Annotated in this window: 11 protein-coding genes; 9 read left to right on the top strand and 2 right to left on the bottom strand. The window is 38.6% G+C overall.

Annotation, left to right across the window (positions count from 1 at the left end):
• Positions 1–53 precede the first annotated feature (53 nt).
• From EZ444_RS21625 to EZ444_RS21650, 6 genes are all read left to right on the top strand, one after another.
• Positions 54–2,117 (top strand): glucosidase family protein, encoded by a 2,064-nt coding sequence (locus EZ444_RS21625; RefSeq protein WP_225874808.1) that lies wholly within the window; start codon positions 54–56, stop codon positions 2,115–2,117.
• A gap of 16 nt (positions 2,118–2,133) precedes the next feature.
• Positions 2,134–4,299 (top strand): alpha-galactosidase, encoded by a 2,166-nt coding sequence (locus EZ444_RS21630; RefSeq protein ID WP_131611253.1) that lies wholly within the window; start codon positions 2,134–2,136, stop codon positions 4,297–4,299.
• Between the two features lie 2 nt (positions 4,300–4,301).
• Entirely contained in the window at positions 4,302–6,545 is a 2,244-nt protein-coding gene (locus EZ444_RS21635) for a glycosyl hydrolase family 95 catalytic domain-containing protein (protein WP_131611255.1), read from the top strand.
• 97 nt (positions 6,546–6,642) lie between these two features.
• Positions 6,643–9,783, top strand: coding sequence for a SusC/RagA family TonB-linked outer membrane protein (locus EZ444_RS21640; protein WP_131611257.1), 3,141 nt, complete (start codon positions 6,643–6,645; stop codon positions 9,781–9,783).
• A 26-nt stretch (positions 9,784–9,809) separates the two neighbouring features.
• Positions 9,810–11,516, top strand: coding sequence for a RagB/SusD family nutrient uptake outer membrane protein (locus EZ444_RS21645; RefSeq protein ID WP_131611259.1), 1,707 nt, complete (start codon positions 9,810–9,812; stop codon positions 11,514–11,516).
• 41 nt (positions 11,517–11,557) lie between these two features.
• Positions 11,558–13,114: a glycoside hydrolase family 28 protein gene (locus tag EZ444_RS21650; RefSeq protein ID WP_131611261.1), complete on the top strand. Its 1,557-nt coding sequence runs from the start codon at positions 11,558–11,560 to the stop codon at positions 13,112–13,114.
• Between the two features lie 33 nt (positions 13,115–13,147).
• On the opposite strand, the gene EZ444_RS21655 is transcribed toward EZ444_RS21650, so the two are convergent.
• Positions 13,148–13,843 (bottom strand): ElyC/SanA/YdcF family protein, encoded by a 696-nt coding sequence (locus EZ444_RS21655; RefSeq protein ID WP_165503686.1) that lies wholly within the window; start codon positions 13,841–13,843, stop codon positions 13,148–13,150.
• Positions 13,844–13,985: 142 nt separating this feature from the next.
• Between EZ444_RS21655 and ku the strand changes: the two genes are divergently transcribed.
• Positions 13,986–14,750, top strand: coding sequence for a non-homologous end joining protein Ku (ku, locus tag EZ444_RS21660; protein WP_131611265.1), 765 nt, complete (start codon positions 13,986–13,988; stop codon positions 14,748–14,750).
• Between the two features lie 20 nt (positions 14,751–14,770).
• The gene (ligD, locus tag EZ444_RS21665) at positions 14,771–17,272 is read left to right on the top strand and encodes a DNA ligase D (protein WP_131611267.1); all 2,502 of its coding nucleotides are present in this window, start codon (positions 14,771–14,773) and stop codon (positions 17,270–17,272) included.
• On the opposite strand, the gene EZ444_RS21670 is transcribed toward ligD, so the two are convergent.
• Complete coding sequence (locus EZ444_RS21670) at positions 17,264–17,848, bottom strand: DUF4142 domain-containing protein (RefSeq protein WP_131611269.1); 585 nt, start codon at positions 17,846–17,848, stop codon at positions 17,264–17,266. The genes ligD and EZ444_RS21670 overlap by 9 nt on opposite strands.
• 106 nt (positions 17,849–17,954) lie before the next feature.
• On the opposite strand from EZ444_RS21670, the gene EZ444_RS21675 reads away from it, so the two are divergent.
• A complete protein-coding gene (locus tag EZ444_RS21675; protein WP_131611271.1) occupies positions 17,955–19,958 on the top strand; it encodes a sensor histidine kinase in 2,004 nt (667 codons plus the stop codon).
• Positions 19,959–20,227 lie beyond the last annotated feature (269 nt).

Here is a 20,227-nt window from a genome sequence, read left to right on the forward strand (position 1 = left end):
AAGCTGTTAAAAATCTTCAAATTGCAATAGCCAATTTGAACATAATTAACAGTATGAGATTTTTTTTTACAAGAACAAACATTATTGCAGCAGCTTTTTGTCTTAGTCAGGCTTTATGCTACGGACAGCAGCGTGTTACTTTGCCAAAGCAGATCGATAGATGGGCCATACAACCCAATGGTAGTATTACATGGAACATTAACAATACAGTACCACATACCGACCATATTGAAATGGCGGGTGAAAAGGTAGCTATATGGGTTGAATATGGATTGGATAGTCTTAAAAGATCTAAAATTAGCAGAACGCTTGTATTCCCAACTTTTCGAATGTTACCTGATGGAACCAGAACACATATCACTTATTCATTTCAGGATATTGAACTTCCTCGGTTCTACATCAATAATAAGCTATTTGATTTTGCAAGCGCTAAAAGTAAGAAAAAAGGGAGTGTAGGTTACGATATTAAAAATATCAACCATAAAGGCATCATGCGTGTAAACGCAGAAATCGGAGAACCAGTTTTGTGTACAATGGAACGGAGTATCTACCCTTCCGTAGATCAGCCTATGGCCATTGAGAAATTTGTCTTTACCAATGTATCTGATGCAGATCTTCCGATTGCAATGGAATATTTGAAACGTGAGGTAAGAACCGATCCCTCTAGAAGTAAAGTGCAATCACATAGTGTAATTATGGGGACAGTAGGTGATGGAAGTCGGGTTTTGAAACCTGGTAAGTCAGTTACTTTTGCTGTTTATTACCTGGCTACAGATCATCCTGATCAGCTGCCAACAATTAACCCTGATGCAGAAGAAGGAAAAAGAGTGGCGAGAATTGCGGAGATTGAAGCTCCTTTAAAATTAGAAACTCCTGATAAGGTATTGAATACAACTTTCGACTTCGCTAAACTGAGGGCTACAGAAAGTATTTATAAAACAAAGGGCGGCTATATGCATGGACCTGGTGGTTTAGCTTATTATGCCGCTATTTGGGCCAATGACCAGGCAGAATATATCAATCCATATTTTGCTTTCTCTGGTGATAGGATAGGTAATCTTTCAGCAATGAATGCTTACAGCTGGTTTGCAAAGTATATGAACCCCGATTATAAAGCCATTCCAAGTTCTATTGTGGCTGAAGGCGATGCAGTTTGGAAAGGTGCGGGAGACCGAGGGGATCAGGCTATGATCGCTTATGGTGCATCACGTTATGCATTAGCCAATGGCAATATAGATTCGGCCCGTAAGCTGTGGCCTCTAATTGAATGGTGTTTGGAATACAGCAAACGTAAATTAAATGCGGAAGGGGTAGCTACCTCTGATAAAGATGAACTGGAAGGCCGTTTTCCGGCAGGTAAAGCCAACTTATCTACCAATACCTTATACTACGATGCATTACGTTCGTCGGTGTTATTGGGGCAGGCATTAAATAAACCTACAAGTCAGACTGATGTTTACCGTAAGGAAGCCGATGCACTAAAAGCGAACATAGAAAAATATTTTGGTGGCAATGTAGAAGGTTTTGAAACCTATAAATATTACGAAGGTAATGATATTCTGCGTGCATGGATTTGTCTGCCTTTAACTATGGGAATTTTTGATAGAAAACAAGGTACCATTGATGCATTGTTTTCGCCAAGACTATGGACAGCAGATGGACTAGCTACGCAGGCAGGGAAGGAAACTTTCTGGGACAGGTCAACACTTTATGCATTAAGAGGAGTATTGCAAGCCGGAGAGACTGAAAAAGCAATGGATTTCATCAAATATTACTCGCGCCGTAGGTTGTTAGGGGATCATGTTCCCTATGCAGTAGAAGCTTATCCAGAGGGGAATCAACGTCATTTATCTGCCGAAAGCGGTTTATACTGCCGTATATTCACTGAAGGCTTGTTTGGCATGCGCCCGGTTGGGTTTAGCAGCTTTGAATGTGCGCCAAGATTACCTAAAGACTGGAACAATATGGCTTTAAGGAATATCCATTCTTTTGGAAACGTATTTGATCTGGAAGTAGCGCGTGCTGGCAAGGATAAATTACTGGTAACCATTAAAAAGGCTGGGAAAGATTATAAATATCAAATTAAAGAGGGTGCAACTCAATTAATTAAACTCTAATACAAACCAATTAAACATGACTAAATACATTGCCTGTTTTCTTTTGTTTTTAGCGCTTGGTAGTGATGCCAATGGGCAAAAAGAAAAGCAGATTATTGTTGAAACTAAAAATACCTCACTTATTTTTACCATATCCTCTGCCCAAAAATTATATCAAAGTTACCTGGGGCAAAGGCTTCTCAATCCTGCAGACCAGAGTCTACTGCAATCTACTCGCAGGGAAGCTTATATTGGAGCAGGTATGGCAGATCTTTTTGAACCTGCGATCCGTATGGTACACAGTGATGGTAACCCTTCACTGGATTTAAAGTATGCAGCGCAGAAGACCAGCAAAGAGGAAGACAATGTAACCACGACTTCTATCACGCTAAAAGATTCACAATATCCTGTAGAGGTGGTCTTGCATTTTTCAGCTTATTACAACGAGGACATTATTAAAGAATGGACAGAAATAAAGCATAACGAGAAGAAGCCGGTTACATTGACCAATTATGCTTCTTCCATGTTGCATTTTGATGCTTCGAAATATTGGTTGAGTCAATTTGATGGAGATTACATGACTGAAATGCGCATGAAGGAAAGTCCACTTACGCCGGGCATAAAAATACTGGATAGTAAGCTTGGCACCAGAGCACAAATGTATCGCTCACCTTGTTTTTTCCTTTCTTTGAATAAGCCTTCTGACGAAACTACCGGTGAATTGATTGCAGGTACATTAGCGTGGTCGGGTAATTTTCAATGTTCTTTTGAAATTGATCAGCAAAACTCGTTGCGGATGATTACTGGTATGAATCCTTATGCTTCTGAATATAAACTACAGCCTGGAAAAACCTTTGAAACTCCTGCATTTATATTTACCTACACTAAAAATGGTAAAGGTGAGGCGACCAGAAACCTGCATCGCTGGGCCAGAAATTATGGCGTATTGGATGGTAATAAGCCACGACTAACACTTTTAAATAACTGGGAAGCTACGCACATGGATTTTAACCAGGATGTATTAGTCGAATTGTTTGATGGCGCAAATCAATTGGGGGTTGATCTATTTTTATTAGATGATGGCTGGTTCGGTAATAAGTACCCGAGAGATGCGGATAAAACCGCGCTGGGGGATTGGCAGGTAGACAAGAAAAAACTACCGAGTGGGATTGGTTACCTGGTTAGTGAAGCCAATAAAAAACATTTGCAGTTTGGAATTTGGTTAGAGCCAGAAATGGTAAGTCCTAAAAGTGAGCTTTATGAAAAACATCCGGAATGGATATTGAAATTACCAAACCGAGAGGAAGCCTATTCGCGTAATCAATTAGTGCTTGATTTGGTAAATCCTAAAGTTCAGGATTTTATATATGATATGGTAAATGATCTGGTGACCAAGAATCCGGGCATTGCTTTTATCAAATGGGATTGTAACCGAATGCTGACCAACACATATTCTCCATTTTTAAAGGAAAACCAGGGCAATTTGTTTATCGACTATAACAGGGCCTTATTTGACATCCTTAAACGCCTGAGGGTAAAGCATCCCCACTTGCCTATTATGCTTTGTGCAGGTGGCGGTGGAAGAGTTGACTATGGAGGTTTGAAATACTTTACCGAGTTCTGGCCTAGTGACAATACCGATGGTCTGGAGCGTGTGTTTATCCAATGGGGATACCTTAACTTTTTCCCAGCATTAACTGTATCTAGTCATGTGACTTCAATGGGTAAGCAATCTTTAAAGTTCCGTACCGATGTTGCGATGATGGGTAAAATGGGCTACGATATACGAGTTAAAAATTTGACTGAACAAGAGATCAAGTTCAGTAATCAGGCCGTAAAAACGTATAAAGGAATCAGTGATGTGATCTGGTTTGGTGATTTATATCGTCTGATTTCCCCTTATGAAGAGAACAGGGCCGTTTTGATGTATGCAGATCAAAGTAAAAATAGGGCAGTGCTATTTAACTATTTGCTCAATTTTAGACGTAAAGAATTTATGGGTAAAGTGCTTTTGCAAGGTCTTGATCCAATGAAAAGGTACAAAATACAAGAGATTAATCTCCTGCCCGATACCAAATCTACTCAGCCTGAGGATGGAAAAATTTATAGTGGTGATTATCTGATGAAAGTAGGGTTGAACCTTTCGGCTGGTAAGATAGCCCCTTTAACCAGTACTGTATTTGAACTTGTTGCAGAAAAATAACTATGAACAAACGAATCGTAATCTTATTCTTGCTAGCGGGGATTTTTCAGCAGACTTTTGCGCAAATCCGGAATAAAATAAACTGGGATACTTTCATGTCCCGCAATGACATGGTGTTTGATTCCTTATCCACCAAATGGGAGGAGGGTGCTTTTTTAGGTAACGGTTTACTGGGGGTGATGGTGTACCGTGAGGATGCAAATACCTTAAGATTTGATTTGGGTAGAACGGATGTGGTTGCGCATGAGGAAGGTATTAACGCCTCTATTGGAAGGTGCAGGTTACCTATTGGGAGATTTGTGATGGGAGTGAGGGGGTCGATTAAAAGTATAAAGTTACGTTTGGATTTGCTTAAGGCAGAATTGTCGGGGACAATCGCTACTGATAAGGGGCTGGTTCATTTCAGTGGACTTGTAGCAGCAACTAAAGATGTCATTATTTTAAATACGCGCACAGAAAAAGATGAAAAGTTAAGCTGGACCTGGAAGCCGGAACAGGCTTTAAGTCCATTTTTGGCTTTAGGAAAAGATACGGCTTCAAAATACACAGCTAATCCGCCTTATCATATTTCTAAGGAAAACGAGGTAAATTACAATTATCAGGTTTTGGCGAGTGGAGGCAGCTATACAACTGCATGGAAAAGTATTGGAAGTGGGAACACCAATTCCTTGTTGATCACTATCGCAAGCACTTATCCTAAAGATGGTTCGAAGGAAATTGCAAAGCAAGTTTTAAGTTCGATAAGCCCTACAAATGTGCCTCAAATTATTGCGGCACACCGTACGCATTGGCGTAATTTTTATCAGAAGAGTTTTATTTCTGTTCCGGATAGCCGTTTGGAAAGTTTCTGGTGGATTCAGCAATATAAAATGGCTTCGGCAACCAGGGTGGGTGCCTATCCAATCGATTTAATGGGACCATGGTACAAGATGACGCCATGGCCTAAGTACTGGTGGAATTTAAATATTCAGTTGACTTATTATCCATTTTTCAGCTCTAATCATGTGGAATTAGTTGCACCATTAATGAAGATGATCAATGATAATATTGACAATTTATCTAAAAATGCACCTGAGCCTTACCAGCATAATTCTGCGGCCTTGGGAAGGTCTGGGCCATATACTATGACTTCGGGTATTAAAGTTTTAAAGGGTAATAATGGTACTGAAAGCAGTGATGCATCCAAGGAGTTGGGTAATCTTACCTGGCTTTTACACGTCTATTACCAGGCTTACGAGCATACCATGGATAAAAAGATCATTAAAAACCTTTATCCGGTATTAACCAGATCTGTTAATTATTATTTGAATATTATGGATAAGGAAAGCGATGGTAAATACCATCTTCCTTATACTTATTCTCCGGAGTATCCTAAAGGAGTTACCAGAGATGCAAATTACGATTTGTCTGTGTTTCATTGGGGCTTAAAAACCTTGTTATACATCAATAAAGAACTTGGATTAAATGATCCCCTTGCTGTTAAGTGGCAGGAGGTACTGAATAATTTAACCCCATATCCGCAGGATAAATTGGGCTACCGTATAGGTCGTGATGCTGATTTTTCTATTTCTCATCGTCATTATTCGCACTTGTTGCAGGTTTACCCCATCTATGATGCCAACTGGGATCAGCTGGAAAACCGCGACCTGATTAAAAGATCATTAAGCCAGTGGGAAAATAATTCAGCTTCCTGGAGAGGGTATTCTTATACAGGTTCGGGCTCTATTTATGCGATGATGGGCAATGGAAATAAAACCCATCAGCTATTGAATGAAATGATGAAGGGAAAATATAGTATTAAGCCAAATACGATGTACCTGGAGGCTGGGCCGGTGATAGAAACACCGCTTTCGGCAGTAACAACCATGAATGAGATACTTTTACAAAGCTGGAATGGGATAATAAGGCCATTTCCTGCTGTTCCGGATAGTTGGAAGGATGCTACATTTAATGACTTGAGTGCAAAAGGAGCTTTTTTAGTAAGTGGAAGCCGTAGAGATGGAACAACTGAATTTATAAAAGTTAAAAGTCTAGCAGGTTCCCCTTGTTTAGTTAAAACAGATTTTAAGGGTGTTGTTAAAGCCATAGGGAAGCGTCAGTTCAAGATTACACCACAGGGTAATCGAGTAGTTAAAATTGATTTAAAAGGCGGTGAAGAGGTGGTTTTGTATACAGGAGAGAAGCCGCTTAGTTTTACGCTTGATGCTGTGAAACCGGATGGTAAAAATTACTGGGGATTGAAATGACAATTCCGGTGATTACAATGCTAATGTAAGAGATAAATACAACTGGAGGTGTTGGTAATTTAGGTTAATCAATTTTTAACCAAATAACCAATTAATTATGATTAATCGAACAACATCATCCTATTGGTGTATCATGATTTTTTTATTGTGTTGTAGTGTGGTAGATGCTTTAGGTAAAGGTAATTCAATCAATAAGGTAAATCATTTTAAAAACCAGCTAACCGTAAAAGGTAAAGTTTCTGACGCAAATGGTGCTTTGCCTGGCGTCATTGTAAAGTTGAAAGGAAGTACTAATTCTACTTCAACTGAAGGGAACGGTAATTACAGTTTAACAATCCCCGATGGTACTGGAACATTGGTATTTTCTTCTATTGGGTATATTTCTCAGGAAATTGCTGTTGAAAATAGATCTGTTATAAATGTAACGCTTGTTGCTGAAAACAAAACATTATCAGAGATCATCGTAGTGGGTTATGGTACGCAAAGGAAATCTGACATTACTGGTTCTATTGTTTCTATCAATGAGAAATCACTTAAAGAAGTTCCCGTTGCGAATTTATCTCAGGCATTGCAAGGTAAAGCTGCCGGTATTGACGTACAAAAAGGGGGCGGTAACAGTAAACCGGGTTCGGCCCCTGTAATTCGTATCAGAGGAGTAAGGTCTATTAGTGCAGAGAATGGACCTTTGTTTGTGGTGGATGGAATTCCTTATAATGGAAATATAAACGATTTCAATCCAGATGATGTGGCTTCTATTGAGGTACTTAAAGATGCATCAGCGACGGCTATTTATGGAGCAAGAGGGGCAAATGGCGTAATCCTGGTCACTTCAAAACGTGGAAAAGTGGGTGAACCAGTTGTTTCCTATAGTGGCTATGCTGGGGTGACAAAGAACCTGGGCAAAATCAATGTGATGAATGGTGAAGAGTATATGAACCTTAAAAAGTGGGCTGTAGTAAACGGAAACTTTGTTGGAACTACACCCAAATATACAGGAATTGATGACCCAAGAATTTTAACTGATGGGATTTTTGCTGCCGAAGAGATAGAAGGTATTAACACAGGGCGAAGTACCGATTGGCAAGACTTAATTTATAAATCAGGACTAAATACCAATCATCAGGTTAGTGTTTCTGGTGGATCAGAAAAAACCCAATATGCTGTGTCTGCTGGTTACCATAATGAAACCGGGATTTACCCTGGACAGGCATTTGCGCGCTATACTGTTAAAGCTGGTTTCGATCAACAATTGGGGAAACGTGTGAAAATAGGCTTAAGCTCGTTGAATACATATAATGATACAGAGGGAGAAAATGCCAATCCTATGGGACAGGTGTTAAGAGCGAGTCCATTGGCTAGTCCTTATGATAAAGATGGTAAATTACTAGGTTTTGTTCCGGGTAGTGCTAATCAGGTTTGGAATCCTTTAGCCGATTTTGTAGATGGCGCAAAGGTGGAGAACAGAAAAAGGTTTGGAACTTTTACAACACTATATGGAGAGCTGAGTATAGCTGATGGTTTAAAGTATAAATTTAATGGTGGGGTAGAACTGAAATCTGATAACTATGGTAACTTTTATGGTAGCGCTACTTCTAATAATTTAGGTGGTTTATCTACTTCTAACAATAGAAGTGCTTTTAGAAGCAATTTTACTTTGGAGAATATTTTGACCTATGACAAAGTTATTGCCCAGAACCATAAGATCAATTTTACTGGATTGTTCAGTTATCAGGAGGCTTATGGACAGTCAAATTCGTTTAGTAATAATGATACTCCAGCGGAGCTCGTATATTACAACCCAGCTTTTGGCTCCAACTTAGTAGGGACTGGGGACTATGAAAAATGGGGTATTGTATCTTATATGGGCAGGTTAAATTATGGCTTTAAGGATAAATACTTATTGACATTGACCATGCGATCGGATGGGTCTTCACGTTTGAGTCCGGGTAAAAAATATCAGAGTTTCCCTTCTGTAGCAGTGGCTTGGAATATGCAAAATGAAAGTTTCCTGCGTGATGTTAAAGCGGTATCAAGTTTAAAAATTAGAGCTAGTTATGGTAGAACAGGGAACACAGCAATAGATCCTTATCAAACGTTGGGTGCTTTGGGAGCCGTTCCTTATAATTTTGGTGATCAAACGACTACAGGAGCTTATCTGGTTAGTGTGGTTAATAAAGATCTTCGCTGGGAGCATACCACTACTACCGACATAGGAGTAGATTTTGGATTTTTTAATAATAGGTTAGTAGGTACAGTTGAGGTTTATAGGCAGTTAACGGATAAGTTGTTGCTTACTAAAGCATTACCGCTTACACAAGGGATTCCAAACTCTCCTGTATCCAATGTAGGTAAAACGGAAAATAATGGCCTTGAATTTCAGTTGAGTACAGTTAACTTTAAAGGAGATGGCAAAAAGGAATTTTCGTGGACCACAGATGCCAATGTTTTTCTGAATCGCGGAAAAATAACCGCATTAGATCAGGGAGCTATTAATGATATTACCAATAGCCGGTTTGTAGGGGAGCCCATAGGTACAATTTTCGATTATAGGAAAATAGGTATTTGGCAAAACACTCCGGAAGATATTGCATTGGCAAAAAGTTTGGGGCTCACTGTAACTGGTTCTGGATCGGTAATAGGAAATATTAAAGTAGAAAATGCAAATACTACACCAAATGCCAACGGCGATCAAAGGATCACTGCTGATGATAGGGTGATATTGGGTTCAAGTCAACCTGATTGGTCTGGTGGTTTAACCAATCGCTTTGGCTATAAAAACTTTGATTTTACGGTAGTCGCATTTGGAAGATTTGGAAGTACAATTATCAGTAGGGTACATAATAGCGGATTTGCCAATACTTTTCAGGGAAATTATAACAATCTGAATGTGCATTACTGGACGCCAACCAATGGTGAGAATTTCTGGCCTAAGCCGAATGCTGCATCAACCAATACTCCAAACAACTCAACATTGGGTTATTTTGATGGAACTTTCGTGAAAATAAGGAGTTTAACTTTGGGGTATAACCTACCTTCATCAGTGGTGGGTAAAATAGGTGGTAAATCATTAAGAGTTTATGCAACTGCAAATGATGCTTTTATTCTTTTTTCAAAATATCGTAATAAGTATAGTGGTATAGATCCTGAAGCTATAAATGCAGGCAATAACCGTGGAGAAGTGAATGTAGATACTCCTGCTACCTATTCGTTGATATTTGGGGTTAGTCTGACTTTGTAATTTTATAAAATCAATCAAAAGGAATCATGAAAAAGATATATACATGCCTACTAGCCTTCATATCGATTGTAACGATATCGGCTTGTAATAAAGCACTAAATGAAGAGCCACATTCTATACTGACACCTGATTTTTTTAAGACTACGCAGGGTTTTAAGAAAGGACTTGATGCTGCTTATGCAGGTACAAGAATGTTATGGGGTACTCAGAATTTATTTACCATGACGGTAATAGGCACAGATGAATTTTACACGGGTAAAGATGGAAATAATGACATCAATAAATACAATAGCAATTACAATACTTCCAATGGCACTGTAACGTCTATTTGGAGAGAGTGCTACATTCATATCAATACTTGTAATGGTCTGCTAGAAAATGCAGCAACCGTACCTGATATTGATGAGGTTACTAAAAGTAGAATGGTTGCAGAAGCAAAATTCCTGAGAGCCAATTTCTATTTTATACTGGTTCAGTTTTGGGGCGATGTAACTTTAAGCAAAACGTTTCAGACCTCAGCAAACAATACTGCTGATCGCGCCCCAATGGCTAGTGTTTACGATTTAATTGTTCAAGATCTTAAAGATGCAATCGCCACACCAAGTCTTTTTGCTAGTCCTAAAACTGCTGGTGTTCGTCCAGGGCAGATTACTAAAGCAGCAGCACAACATGTACTGGCAAAAGTATACTTAACAAGGGCAGGTTCATCTGCTAAAAAAGCAACAGACTATACCGATGCCTATAATACAGCTATGGCGGTCATCAATACGAGTGGATTATCACTATTGCCTGATTTTGGAGATGTATATGCAGAGGGTAATGAAAATAGTCAAGAGGTGATATGGAACGTGCAGCATACGCCAAATTTAGCTTATAACGGCCCCAACAATAGTGGAGGAGCTGATAATGTGCTAAATCATATGTGGGTGCCGCAATATGAGTTGCAACCTGGTATGAAGCGCGACGTATTTTACGGTAGACCTTATATCCGTTGTGTACCAACCCCATGGTTAACAAATACGGCCTTTCAGGAACGTGTAAACGATACCAGGTATAACAAAACATTTCAAACAGTATGGAATTGTAATAATGCGGCTTCCATACCAGTGTGGCCAAATCCACTTCCTGCTGGGGCACCCGCTGGTGCAGCTCCGGGAAAACCTAAGTTTGCTTTAGGTGACATCGCAATTCTGATGCCCGGCACTAATGACGCTACCGATGCACAGATTGCAGCGGCACCTTATCTACTGATCCCTACACGTAAGTATACCACCAGTTTATCACCTTACATGAAGAAGTATAATGATACAAAGCGTGCGGATTTAAATTACCCTTCAATAAGACCAGTAATTGTATATCGTCTCGCTGAAACTTATCTAATTGCTTCTGAAGCTGCTTATATGGGTGGTGGACCTGCTGGAGATGCGCTGACATTAATTAATACGGTACGTAGAAGAGCGGCCTTCCCAAGTGCTAACCCTGCTGTAATGAACGTAGGCAGTATCCCGTCTATAGATTTTATTTTAGATGAACGATCCAGAGAGCTATGCGGAGAACAGGTAAGGTGGTTAGATTTGGTAAGAACAGGGAAGCTTGAAGAAAGGGTGAAATTGTATAACACTGAAGCAGGAGCAAATATTAAACCTTTTCACGTGCTAAGACCTATTCCTCAAAACCAGATAGATGCGGTTAATGTAGGCCCTAAGTACCCGCAAAACCCGGGTTGGTTTTAAGGTTTTAAATAAAAACGTAATTTAAATACTTTAAATAGATAATGATCCGAACAATTAAAATGAAATTACTGGTTAGTTTATTCATGCTTGCAGCTTTTACCACTTGTGTAAAAGCTGCTGATTTCAACATTCTTAAATATGGAGCAGTTGGAGATGGTGTTACCTTAAACACTGCAGCCATACAAAAAGCAATTGATGAATGTCATCAATCAGGTGGGGGGAAGGTGATCTTCCCTGAAGGGAAATTTCTTTCTGGCACAATTGTATTGAAAGACAATTGTACCATCCATTTTGAGAAAAATGCGGTCCTATTGGGTAGCGTGGATCTGAAAGACTACAAAAACTTAGACCCTTTTACAGAAGGCTTAGGTATTGATGTAGGATGGGCGCTTTTAGTGGCTGTCGATGCAAAAAATATTGGACTGGAAGGTGCTGGGACTATTGACGGTCAAGGTTCGGCTATAAAAGCCAAACACATCTTAACAGATACGCGTCCTGAAGGGCAGCGTTGGGGCATGAGACCATTTTTGGTGCGTATTGTTCGTTGTGATGGGGTAACGGTAAAGGATGTGACCTTAAAGTACGCTGGAGCATGGACCTCACATTACTTTCAAAGTAAAAATCTTCGCATAGAGGATGTGAAGATCCAGAGTGTTGGTGTAGCACATAATGATGGAATAGGTATTGATGGCTGCCAGGATGTAATCATTAAAAATTGTGATGTAGTGAGTGGGGATGACGCTTTGGTGTTTAAAACTACATCTAGTAAGATGGCTTGCCGAAACATAGTTGTGAGCGGATTGCGCCTTAAAAGCAGTCAGGCTGGAATTAAAATGGGTACCGAATCTATGGCAGCTTTCGAAAACATCAAAATTTCAAATTGCCATATTTATGAAACCAGAAATGGTGGGATAAAATTGCTTACAGTTGATGGGGCAAATTTACGGAATGTAGAGATTTCAGACATCACTATGGAGGATGTAAGAACGCCCATGCTTTTCCGCCTAGGCTCGAGGTTGAGCGTATTTCGTAAAAACAGTGAGACTCAGCAACCGACAGGTACATTTGAAAACGTAGTGATTAGAAATGTTAAAGCAAACGCTTCAGCAAATTCACAGCTGATGCCACCAACAGGGATATTAATAACAGGAGTGCCGGGCCATTATATTACTGGTTTAACCCTGGAGAATATTGAGATTAGTTTGGCAGGTGGTGGATTGGCAGAACATGCTCGTCAGGCTGTACCAGAGGCTATAGATCAATATCCAGAGGTAAAAACTTTTGGTCCTCGTGTACCGGCTTACGGGATTTGGGCAAGGCATGTAAAAGGATTGAAGCTTAAAAACGTAAAATTCAATTTAGCCAGTAATGATTTAAGACCAGCATTGGTATGTGAAGATGGTATAGGTGTTGAAGTATCTAATTGGAAGTTACCAGAGACCACAGGTGCAGAGTCGATCATCAGATTCGAAAATGTACAAAATGCCCAGGTTAAAGATGTGACAGGCAAAGTTACCGCAAAGAAATTTGTACTTGTTGAAGGAAACAGCAAGGCAATTAGTATAAAAGATAATAAAATCTCTGGTACAACTAATTAATCTATTGTCAGTAGCCTAACAGCTCAAAAATGGTTAGGCTACTGATAATGATTTTTTCTCAGACAGTTGTTTAACATGATCCAACTCATTGCGGATTCCATCAATAGGGAAGTCACCTCTTTCGCCATAAGTTAGCAACCTTAAATATTCTCCCCAAACCAAATCTCGTCCATATACTGTTTTAGACCACATCTGTCTGCTGATTGGATATTTTGCGATATCAGTAGTTAAAGGCAAAGGAATACAATGCAGTTCTACGGTAGGAAAAAATCTTTTTAAAGATAAAGCGGCCCTTGTAGAGGCGTAGGAATGCGACAAAAAGGTAATGCTTCTAATGTTTGCAAAAGAAACTATTTTCTGCGCTTCAACTATATTCTCAATGATATTCTTTGATTTGTTTTCTGTGTAAATCTTTTTATCTGCATATTTTTCAACTGGAATATGCGATTTGATTTGCTCAGATTCTGCTTCTTTTTTATAAAAGGAGCCGCTGTAGTTGGCAATTCCACCTGTAATTAAGACTTGATTTACGAACCCTGCATTTAGCATGTATGTAATAATATCAGCAATTTCGCGATGCTGAACATTCGAACCGAATACAAAAAGAAGGTCAGATGCAACTAAACTTTCTTCCTGAAAACAGAGTGTTGTTAGTGCTGAAATTAACTCAGCATCCATATCTGGGCTTGCCGGAACTTTTAGAATTTCCCGCTGTAATTCTTCTGACATATAATTGGGTAATTTATACATAGACGTTAATCGCGGTAGATTTGCTACAACGAGAGGTAAATATTTTTTTGGAACCTTTTTACCAGCTGTTTGTTCTTAAATTAACCTTGGTTTTTTGAATGTTGTTTTTAATCCTATAAAAATGAGATCAATATGGAACGGTTCGATAGGCTTTGGCCTGGTTAATATTCCTGTTAAGCTATATTCAGGAGTACACAGTAGCAGCCTTGATTTAGATATGTTGGATGAGCGAGATCATGCCAATATAAGATTCAAGAGGGTGAACGAGAAAACCCATAAGGAGGTAGCATATGAGCATATTGTAAAAGGATATTTTTTAAAAGATCGTTACATCGTACTGGATGAGCATGATTTTGAAGAAGTAAAGCCCGAAAAGACGAAGCTCATAGAGATTGAGAATTTTGTGAATATCGCAGAAATTAGCCCTATTTATTACGAAACCTCGTATTATACACAACCGGATACTCAGGGTAAAAGAGCTTATGTTTTGTTACTTAAGGCTCTTATGAAGTCTAAAATGGCCGGAGTTGCCCGTTTTGTATTAAGAAATAGCGAAAATCTATGTGTCATACATCCCATGAATGGGATTATCGTGATTACAAAGATTCGATTTCAGGAAGAAATCCGTGATACAAAAGAAGTCGAGCTAAAAGAAGCGGTTACCATTAACCCCAAAGAGTTAGAAGTCGGTTTGGCCTTAATTAAACAATACACTTCTGCTTTTAATATTGATTCTTTTAAAAATGATTATTCAAACGAGCTGCTAAAGATCATTAATGCGAAGGCGAAAGGTAAACGGGCAACAGTTAAAAAGATTAAGCCTAAAAAGGCAGTTAGCGAAGATTTATATGATCAATTAATGGAAAGCTTAAATAAAAGAGCCTGATTGGCACTTTAATATTTTTAATGATGTCTTTAGAAAAATATAAACAGAAAAGAGATTTTAGTCAGACTAAAGAACCTGCCGCAGGTAAGGCAACAGGGAAGAAGCTGAGCTTCGTAGTGCAGCGCCATCATGCTTCTAGTTTGCACTATGACTTTCGATTGGAGATGGATGGTGTATTGAAAAGCTGGGCGGTGCCTAAAGGACCTTCATTAAATCCTGGAGATAAACGATTGGCTATGATGGTAGAAGATCACCCTTTTGATTATAAAGATTTTGAGGGTGAAATACCTGCAGGAAATTATGGGGGCGGTGTAGTCACGATTTTTGATAAAGGCACTTATTCTGCCCTTGATAAGGGGACAGAAAAAGACTTGAAGAAAGGGTTAAATCAGGGTGACCTTAAGTTTAAACTGAATGGCAAAATTTTAAAGGGAGAATTTGTGCTGGTACGCTTTAAAAATTCCGAGCAAAATGCATGGTTGTTGATCAAGCACAATGATAAATATGCAGTTAAAGGAAAGTTCAATAGCGAAGATTTGGTGCCCGCGGCTATAAAAAAACTCGGGGTTGATTTTAAGAAAAGGAGTAAAACAGAAAAAAAGGGCAAGCCGACAAATCGTAATGATCCTACCAAAATTTCAGAAAAGCAAAGTGATGAGGTCTTTCAACCGATGTTGGCAAGATTATCTGCCCATATATTTGATGATCCTGATTGGATTTACGAACGTAAGTTGGATGGATATCGGGCACTGGCTTATGTGACTGAAAAAGATGAGGCTAAGCTCATCTCAAGAAATGGAATTGATTTTAGCACTACTTACCCTTCAATTGTAAATGCCCTAAAAGCTTTGGGGCTTGAGGCTGTAATAGATGGTGAATTGGTGGTTTTGGACAAAGCCGGTAAAACCAGTTTTCAGCTATTACAAGACTACGATTATAAAAAAAAGGATGTACAGCTAAGGTTCTATGTATTTGATCTGTTATCCCTAAATGGCCATGATATCAGAAGTATGGAGCTGGTAAAGCGAAAGGAGCTCTTAAGTAAAGTCATTCAAGGATTGGCTGACTCAGTAATCGTCTATAATGAACATCGCCTAGCTGAGGGGAAAGCGCTTTTTAAAGAAGCACAAAAGCTGGGTTGGGAAGGGGTTATTGGAAAAAATAGTCTGAGCCAATATTTAAGCAATAAAAGAACGGATTCCTGGCTAAAGTTTAAATTTCAACTTACCCAGGAGGCCATCATTATTGGTTACTCTAAACCGGAGGGGGAAAGGGGATATTTTGGTGCATTAGCATTAGCGATTTATGAGGGAAGCACGCTTACCTATATTGGTAATTGCGGTTCAGGATATAATGATAAAAGCTTAAAGACCATATATGAACAAATGCAGTCCTTAATCACCACTCAAAAACCAGTTGAACAAGCGGTACATAAAGAAAAAAGTTTTACCTGGATTAGGCCAGGATTGGTATGTGAGGTAGCTTACGCTGAATGGACTGCAGACCGGCATCTGCGTCATCCTGTTTTTAAAGGTCTACGTTTAGATAAAGCAGCCAAGGATGTTGTACATGAGGAAGTGGAGGAAGACTTGAAACCTGATAAACAGAAAAATGAAATGGTTGATGAAAAAGAAGAACAGTTTGGTAGTAAAAAAGTAAAATTAACTAACCTAAATAAGTTGTACTGGCCAGTAGAAAAAATTAGTAAAGGCGAACTGATTAATTATTATAAAGAAGTTGCAGCCTACATTTTACCACATTTAAAAGATAAACCTTTATCGCTTAACAGACATCCTAATGGCATTACAAAGCCTGGTTTTTTTCAGAAAGATCTGGATACCGATAAAATACCATCCTGGATTAAATCTGCCCCGATGCATTCGGATAGTAACAACAAGGATATTGACTACCTGATCTGTAATGACGAAGCTACTTTATTGTGGATGGTAAATTTGGGCTGTATCGAGATCAATCCTTGGTTAAGTACTTATAAAAAACCTGAAGCGCCATTATTTGCCGTACTTGATCTTGATCCTCATGATATCGATTTTAATGAAGTGATCGCTGTTGCCTTAACCGCTAAAATGTTGCTGGATCAGCGTAAAATCAGTTCATTTATTAAAACCTCGGGTTCCAAGGGCTTGCATATATTTATTCCCCTTACTGGAAACTACAATTATGACATTACACGGGATTTTACTCGTTATTTGGGACAGCTTATTTTCGAAATACATCCAAATACAACAAGTCTGGAGCGTAGTCCGTCAAAACGTAAAGGCCGTATCTACCTTGATTTTCTTCAAAATAGTAGGGGGCAGACTATCGCTGCACCTTATTCAGTTAGACCGAAACCAGGAGCTACAGTATCTGCCCCACTTAAATGGGAAGAAGTTAAAATAGGTTTAAAGATTCAGGATTTTCATATTTTTAATATGCCCGATCGATTAAAAGATACAGGAGATATATGGAAAGACCTGAAGCTGGCTAAAAATGATTTAAAAAAAGCTTTAAAGTTATTTTAAATGTTTACTTATATCCATAGCCAGCGTATAATGTTGTTCAATTTTGCGTAATGCAGGGATAGCGAAATTTTGTAGCGGGCTATCTCCTGAAGTTGTTGCAGATTTAAAAAGTTCAAGTGCCTTAACATGGCCTTTTACCATCATTTCCATGTAGTGTTTTTCGAATTCATTTACTGGCATCTTTTGTAGCTCGGCAATATGGTCCAGATCCTCTTTGGGGAGTACGGTTGGTAAAGGTATTTTTTTACTGTCAGCCAATACTTTCAGTCGTTCAGCAATTTTCGTGTGGTCTTTTATCATTCGTCTTGCATATCTCTTAATGTGTATGTCTGTAGCTTTTTGCGCTGCTACTTTTCCTAATTCTATTTCCAACATACCATCCAAGGCGGCTTCATTCATAAAAATGGTTAAGTTAGCTCCCCTGTTTAGTCCTAAAGTATCCGGTATAATGGCCTCATCAGGTGCAGGTGCTCTGGTTTCTGACTGTTCGGTTTTTACTCTTTTTTCCGGGCTTTGGCAAGCTTGTAGTACTAAAAAATTGAGGATCACTACAGCTAATATTATTTTTGTTTTCATAAGGTAAGCTATTAAGTGTTAGGTTTTTTAAACTACAATTTAAAGCTGAAAATGTTTTTATAATGTACTACAATTCCCATGGTTAATATTAACTTTGGGAATTCACATGCTTATGCGCTACTCTCTTTTTCTGCTGATCTGCCTGGCTTCAATTTGTAAATTGTATAGCCAGCCGTTACTGCATTTGGATGATGGTTTCCCCTATCAAAATATAGGGAAATCAATTAGTTATCTGGAGGATAAAGCGGGTAAATTAACGCTCAATGAAGCTAGAGCAATGCATCAGGCAGGGAAGTTTAGACCGTCGGACAAAGAGATTCTTAATTTAGGCAATACCACATCTGCATTTTGGCTGAAAATCGATTATATCAATAAAAGCAAAGGCAAAGCTTTTCTGGTGATAGATGTGCCCAATATTGAACATATTGATTTGTATGAGGAATTGCAGGGGGGGAAGTTATTACACTTACAAGCTGGGAGCCTTTCAGCTGCGACAAAAGGAGTAGTCGTTTCCAATAATTTCGTGTTTAATCTGCTAGCTTCGACGATAGATCCTAAACCTCAATCTATTTATTTAAGAGTCAAAACGAACAATGTTTTACTGCTCCCCATTAAGCTGGCAAGCTCTGAAAGTTTGATTGAAAATGGTACAGGTAAAGTACGATTTGAGGCCATGTATATTGGGGCAATTATTATCCTATTTTTCTTCAATCTGTTTCTTTATCTGAGCTTTAAGGACCATATTTATTTTATATATAGCATTTATGTGGGGATGCTATTTATTTACCTGGTGTTTTTTATCAGGGGATATGGATACGTTTTTGGACAAGATTTTCGTTCATTTATTAATCTCTATCCGCATGTTTTTTTAAGCATATCCTGTTTGGCTTCAGCTTACTTTTCTATTAGCTTTTTGGAATTGAAAAAACGATTGCCAAAAGCCTTGTTCATTTACAATATTTTAATTGTTTGTTGGCTGCTTATACTTGTGATGAGTGCATTGGGTTATAAAAATATGATATCCGCGCTCGTCAATTATCTATTGATGCTATCTGGACTATTTTTATGGGCTGTTGCTTTTTGGTCTTATTTAAAAGGACATAAGCCAGCATTGTATTATATAATGGCCTGGGCTTTTGTATGTGTGCCTATTTTATTCATTACACTGAGCTTATCCAATGTTTTTGCCTACGGTGATTACACCTTTTATGTCGTTCCAGTAGGTACTACGATTGAATTATTATTGCTATCATTTGCATTAGGTGATCGTTTTAATACAATTAGAAAGTACAATATGCTGTTGGTTACCACACAAAAGGAAAGACTGGAGAAGCTGGTACATGGCAGAACACTAAAGCTCCATGATAGTGTAAAGATGCTAAAGGAGAAAACGCTGAAACTTAATGAAACCATTGAGACACTTGAAGAAACAAATGCGATTAAGAATAAACTGTTTTCTATCATAGCTCATGATTTACGAAGCCCCTTTAACAGCTTGCTGAGCATTTTTTCATTAAAGGATATGGATCTGTTGACTTTTGAAGATCTTAAAATGTTGCTTAATGAAAGTAGAAGAAGCATAGATACGATACACAATACGTTAAATAACCTGCTGTATTGGGCAAAAAGCCAGATGGATGGGGCAATGGTATTTCCTACAAGATTTGATTTGCTCACATTGGTAAATGACCTGATTCTGGTGTATCAGCCATTAATTGAACGAAAATCAATCAATATCCTGTTAAAAGCTGATTCAGACCTGATGGTGCATGCTGATGAAAATCAGGTTCAATTGATTATGCGTAACCTGATTGATAATGCGATTAAGTTTACACCATTTGGCCAATGCATTACCATTAATCTGAAAAAGGATGAATCAAACGTTCATATTTGCGTCATAAATGAGGTGGCTGGCAGTGATAGGTTAAATGTAACTTCCTTTAATGCCGGTAAAATCCAAACCCCTGCTTATGGGACTGCTAATGAAAAAGGAGTGGGGCTTGGTTTACATTTGTGCCGGGAATATATTATTCAAAACGGCGGAGAGCTTAAGATAGGTCTCCATCCCGATAAAGTCTCACTTTGCTTTAATCTAAGTAGCGCTCAATAGTTAATTGTGTATTGAATGGCATAATACTGTAATAATGCTGGATATACATTAGCTATAGTTTTTATATCAATTGGAATAGGGTACATTTATATCAATGAACCCATTTAAACAGTTAAATATGATGTCTGATAAACAGTTTGCAAGACAATTTCGGACTGCTAAAGCTATGTTTAACCGTTTTTTAGTTCATCAATCTGTCTTAGGCGATTCCTTTCTTAAAAGTAGCAAAGACTTCATTCATTAAGCCCCAACCTTTTTAATAGGTCTGG

Source organism: Pedobacter hiemivivus (assembly GCF_004331685.1).
Classification (GTDB): domain Bacteria; phylum Bacteroidota; class Bacteroidia; order Sphingobacteriales; family Sphingobacteriaceae; genus Pedobacter; species Pedobacter hiemivivus.

Bases quoted from the DNA above. Each gene is read 5' to 3' on its own strand.
- EZ444_RS21670 (WP_131611269.1), bottom strand. From the start codon at position 17,848: ATGAAAACAAAAATAATATTAGCTGTAGTGATCCTCAATTTTTTAGTA.
- EZ444_RS21635 (WP_131611255.1), top strand. From the start codon at position 4,302: ATGAACAAACGAATCGTAATCTTATTCTTGCTAGCGGGGATTTTTCAG.
- ku (WP_131611265.1), top strand. From the start codon at position 13,986: ATGAGATCAATATGGAACGGTTCGATAGGCTTTGGCCTGGTTAATATT.
- EZ444_RS21630 (WP_131611253.1), top strand. From the start codon at position 2,134: ATGACTAAATACATTGCCTGTTTTCTTTTGTTTTTAGCGCTTGGTAGT.
- EZ444_RS21625 (WP_225874808.1), top strand. From the start codon at position 54: ATGAGATTTTTTTTTACAAGAACAAACATTATTGCAGCAGCTTTTTGT.
- EZ444_RS21645 (WP_131611259.1), top strand. From the start codon at position 9,810: ATGAAAAAGATATATACATGCCTACTAGCCTTCATATCGATTGTAACG.
- EZ444_RS21650 (WP_131611261.1), top strand. From the start codon at position 11,558: ATGATCCGAACAATTAAAATGAAATTACTGGTTAGTTTATTCATGCTT.
- EZ444_RS21640 (WP_131611257.1), top strand. From the start codon at position 6,643: ATGATTAATCGAACAACATCATCCTATTGGTGTATCATGATTTTTTTA.
- EZ444_RS21675 (WP_131611271.1), top strand. From the start codon at position 17,955: ATGCTTATGCGCTACTCTCTTTTTCTGCTGATCTGCCTGGCTTCAATT.
- EZ444_RS21655 (WP_165503686.1), bottom strand. From the start codon at position 13,843: ATGTCAGAAGAATTACAGCGGGAAATTCTAAAAGTTCCGGCAAGCCCA.
- ligD (WP_131611267.1), top strand. From the start codon at position 14,771: ATGATGTCTTTAGAAAAATATAAACAGAAAAGAGATTTTAGTCAGACT.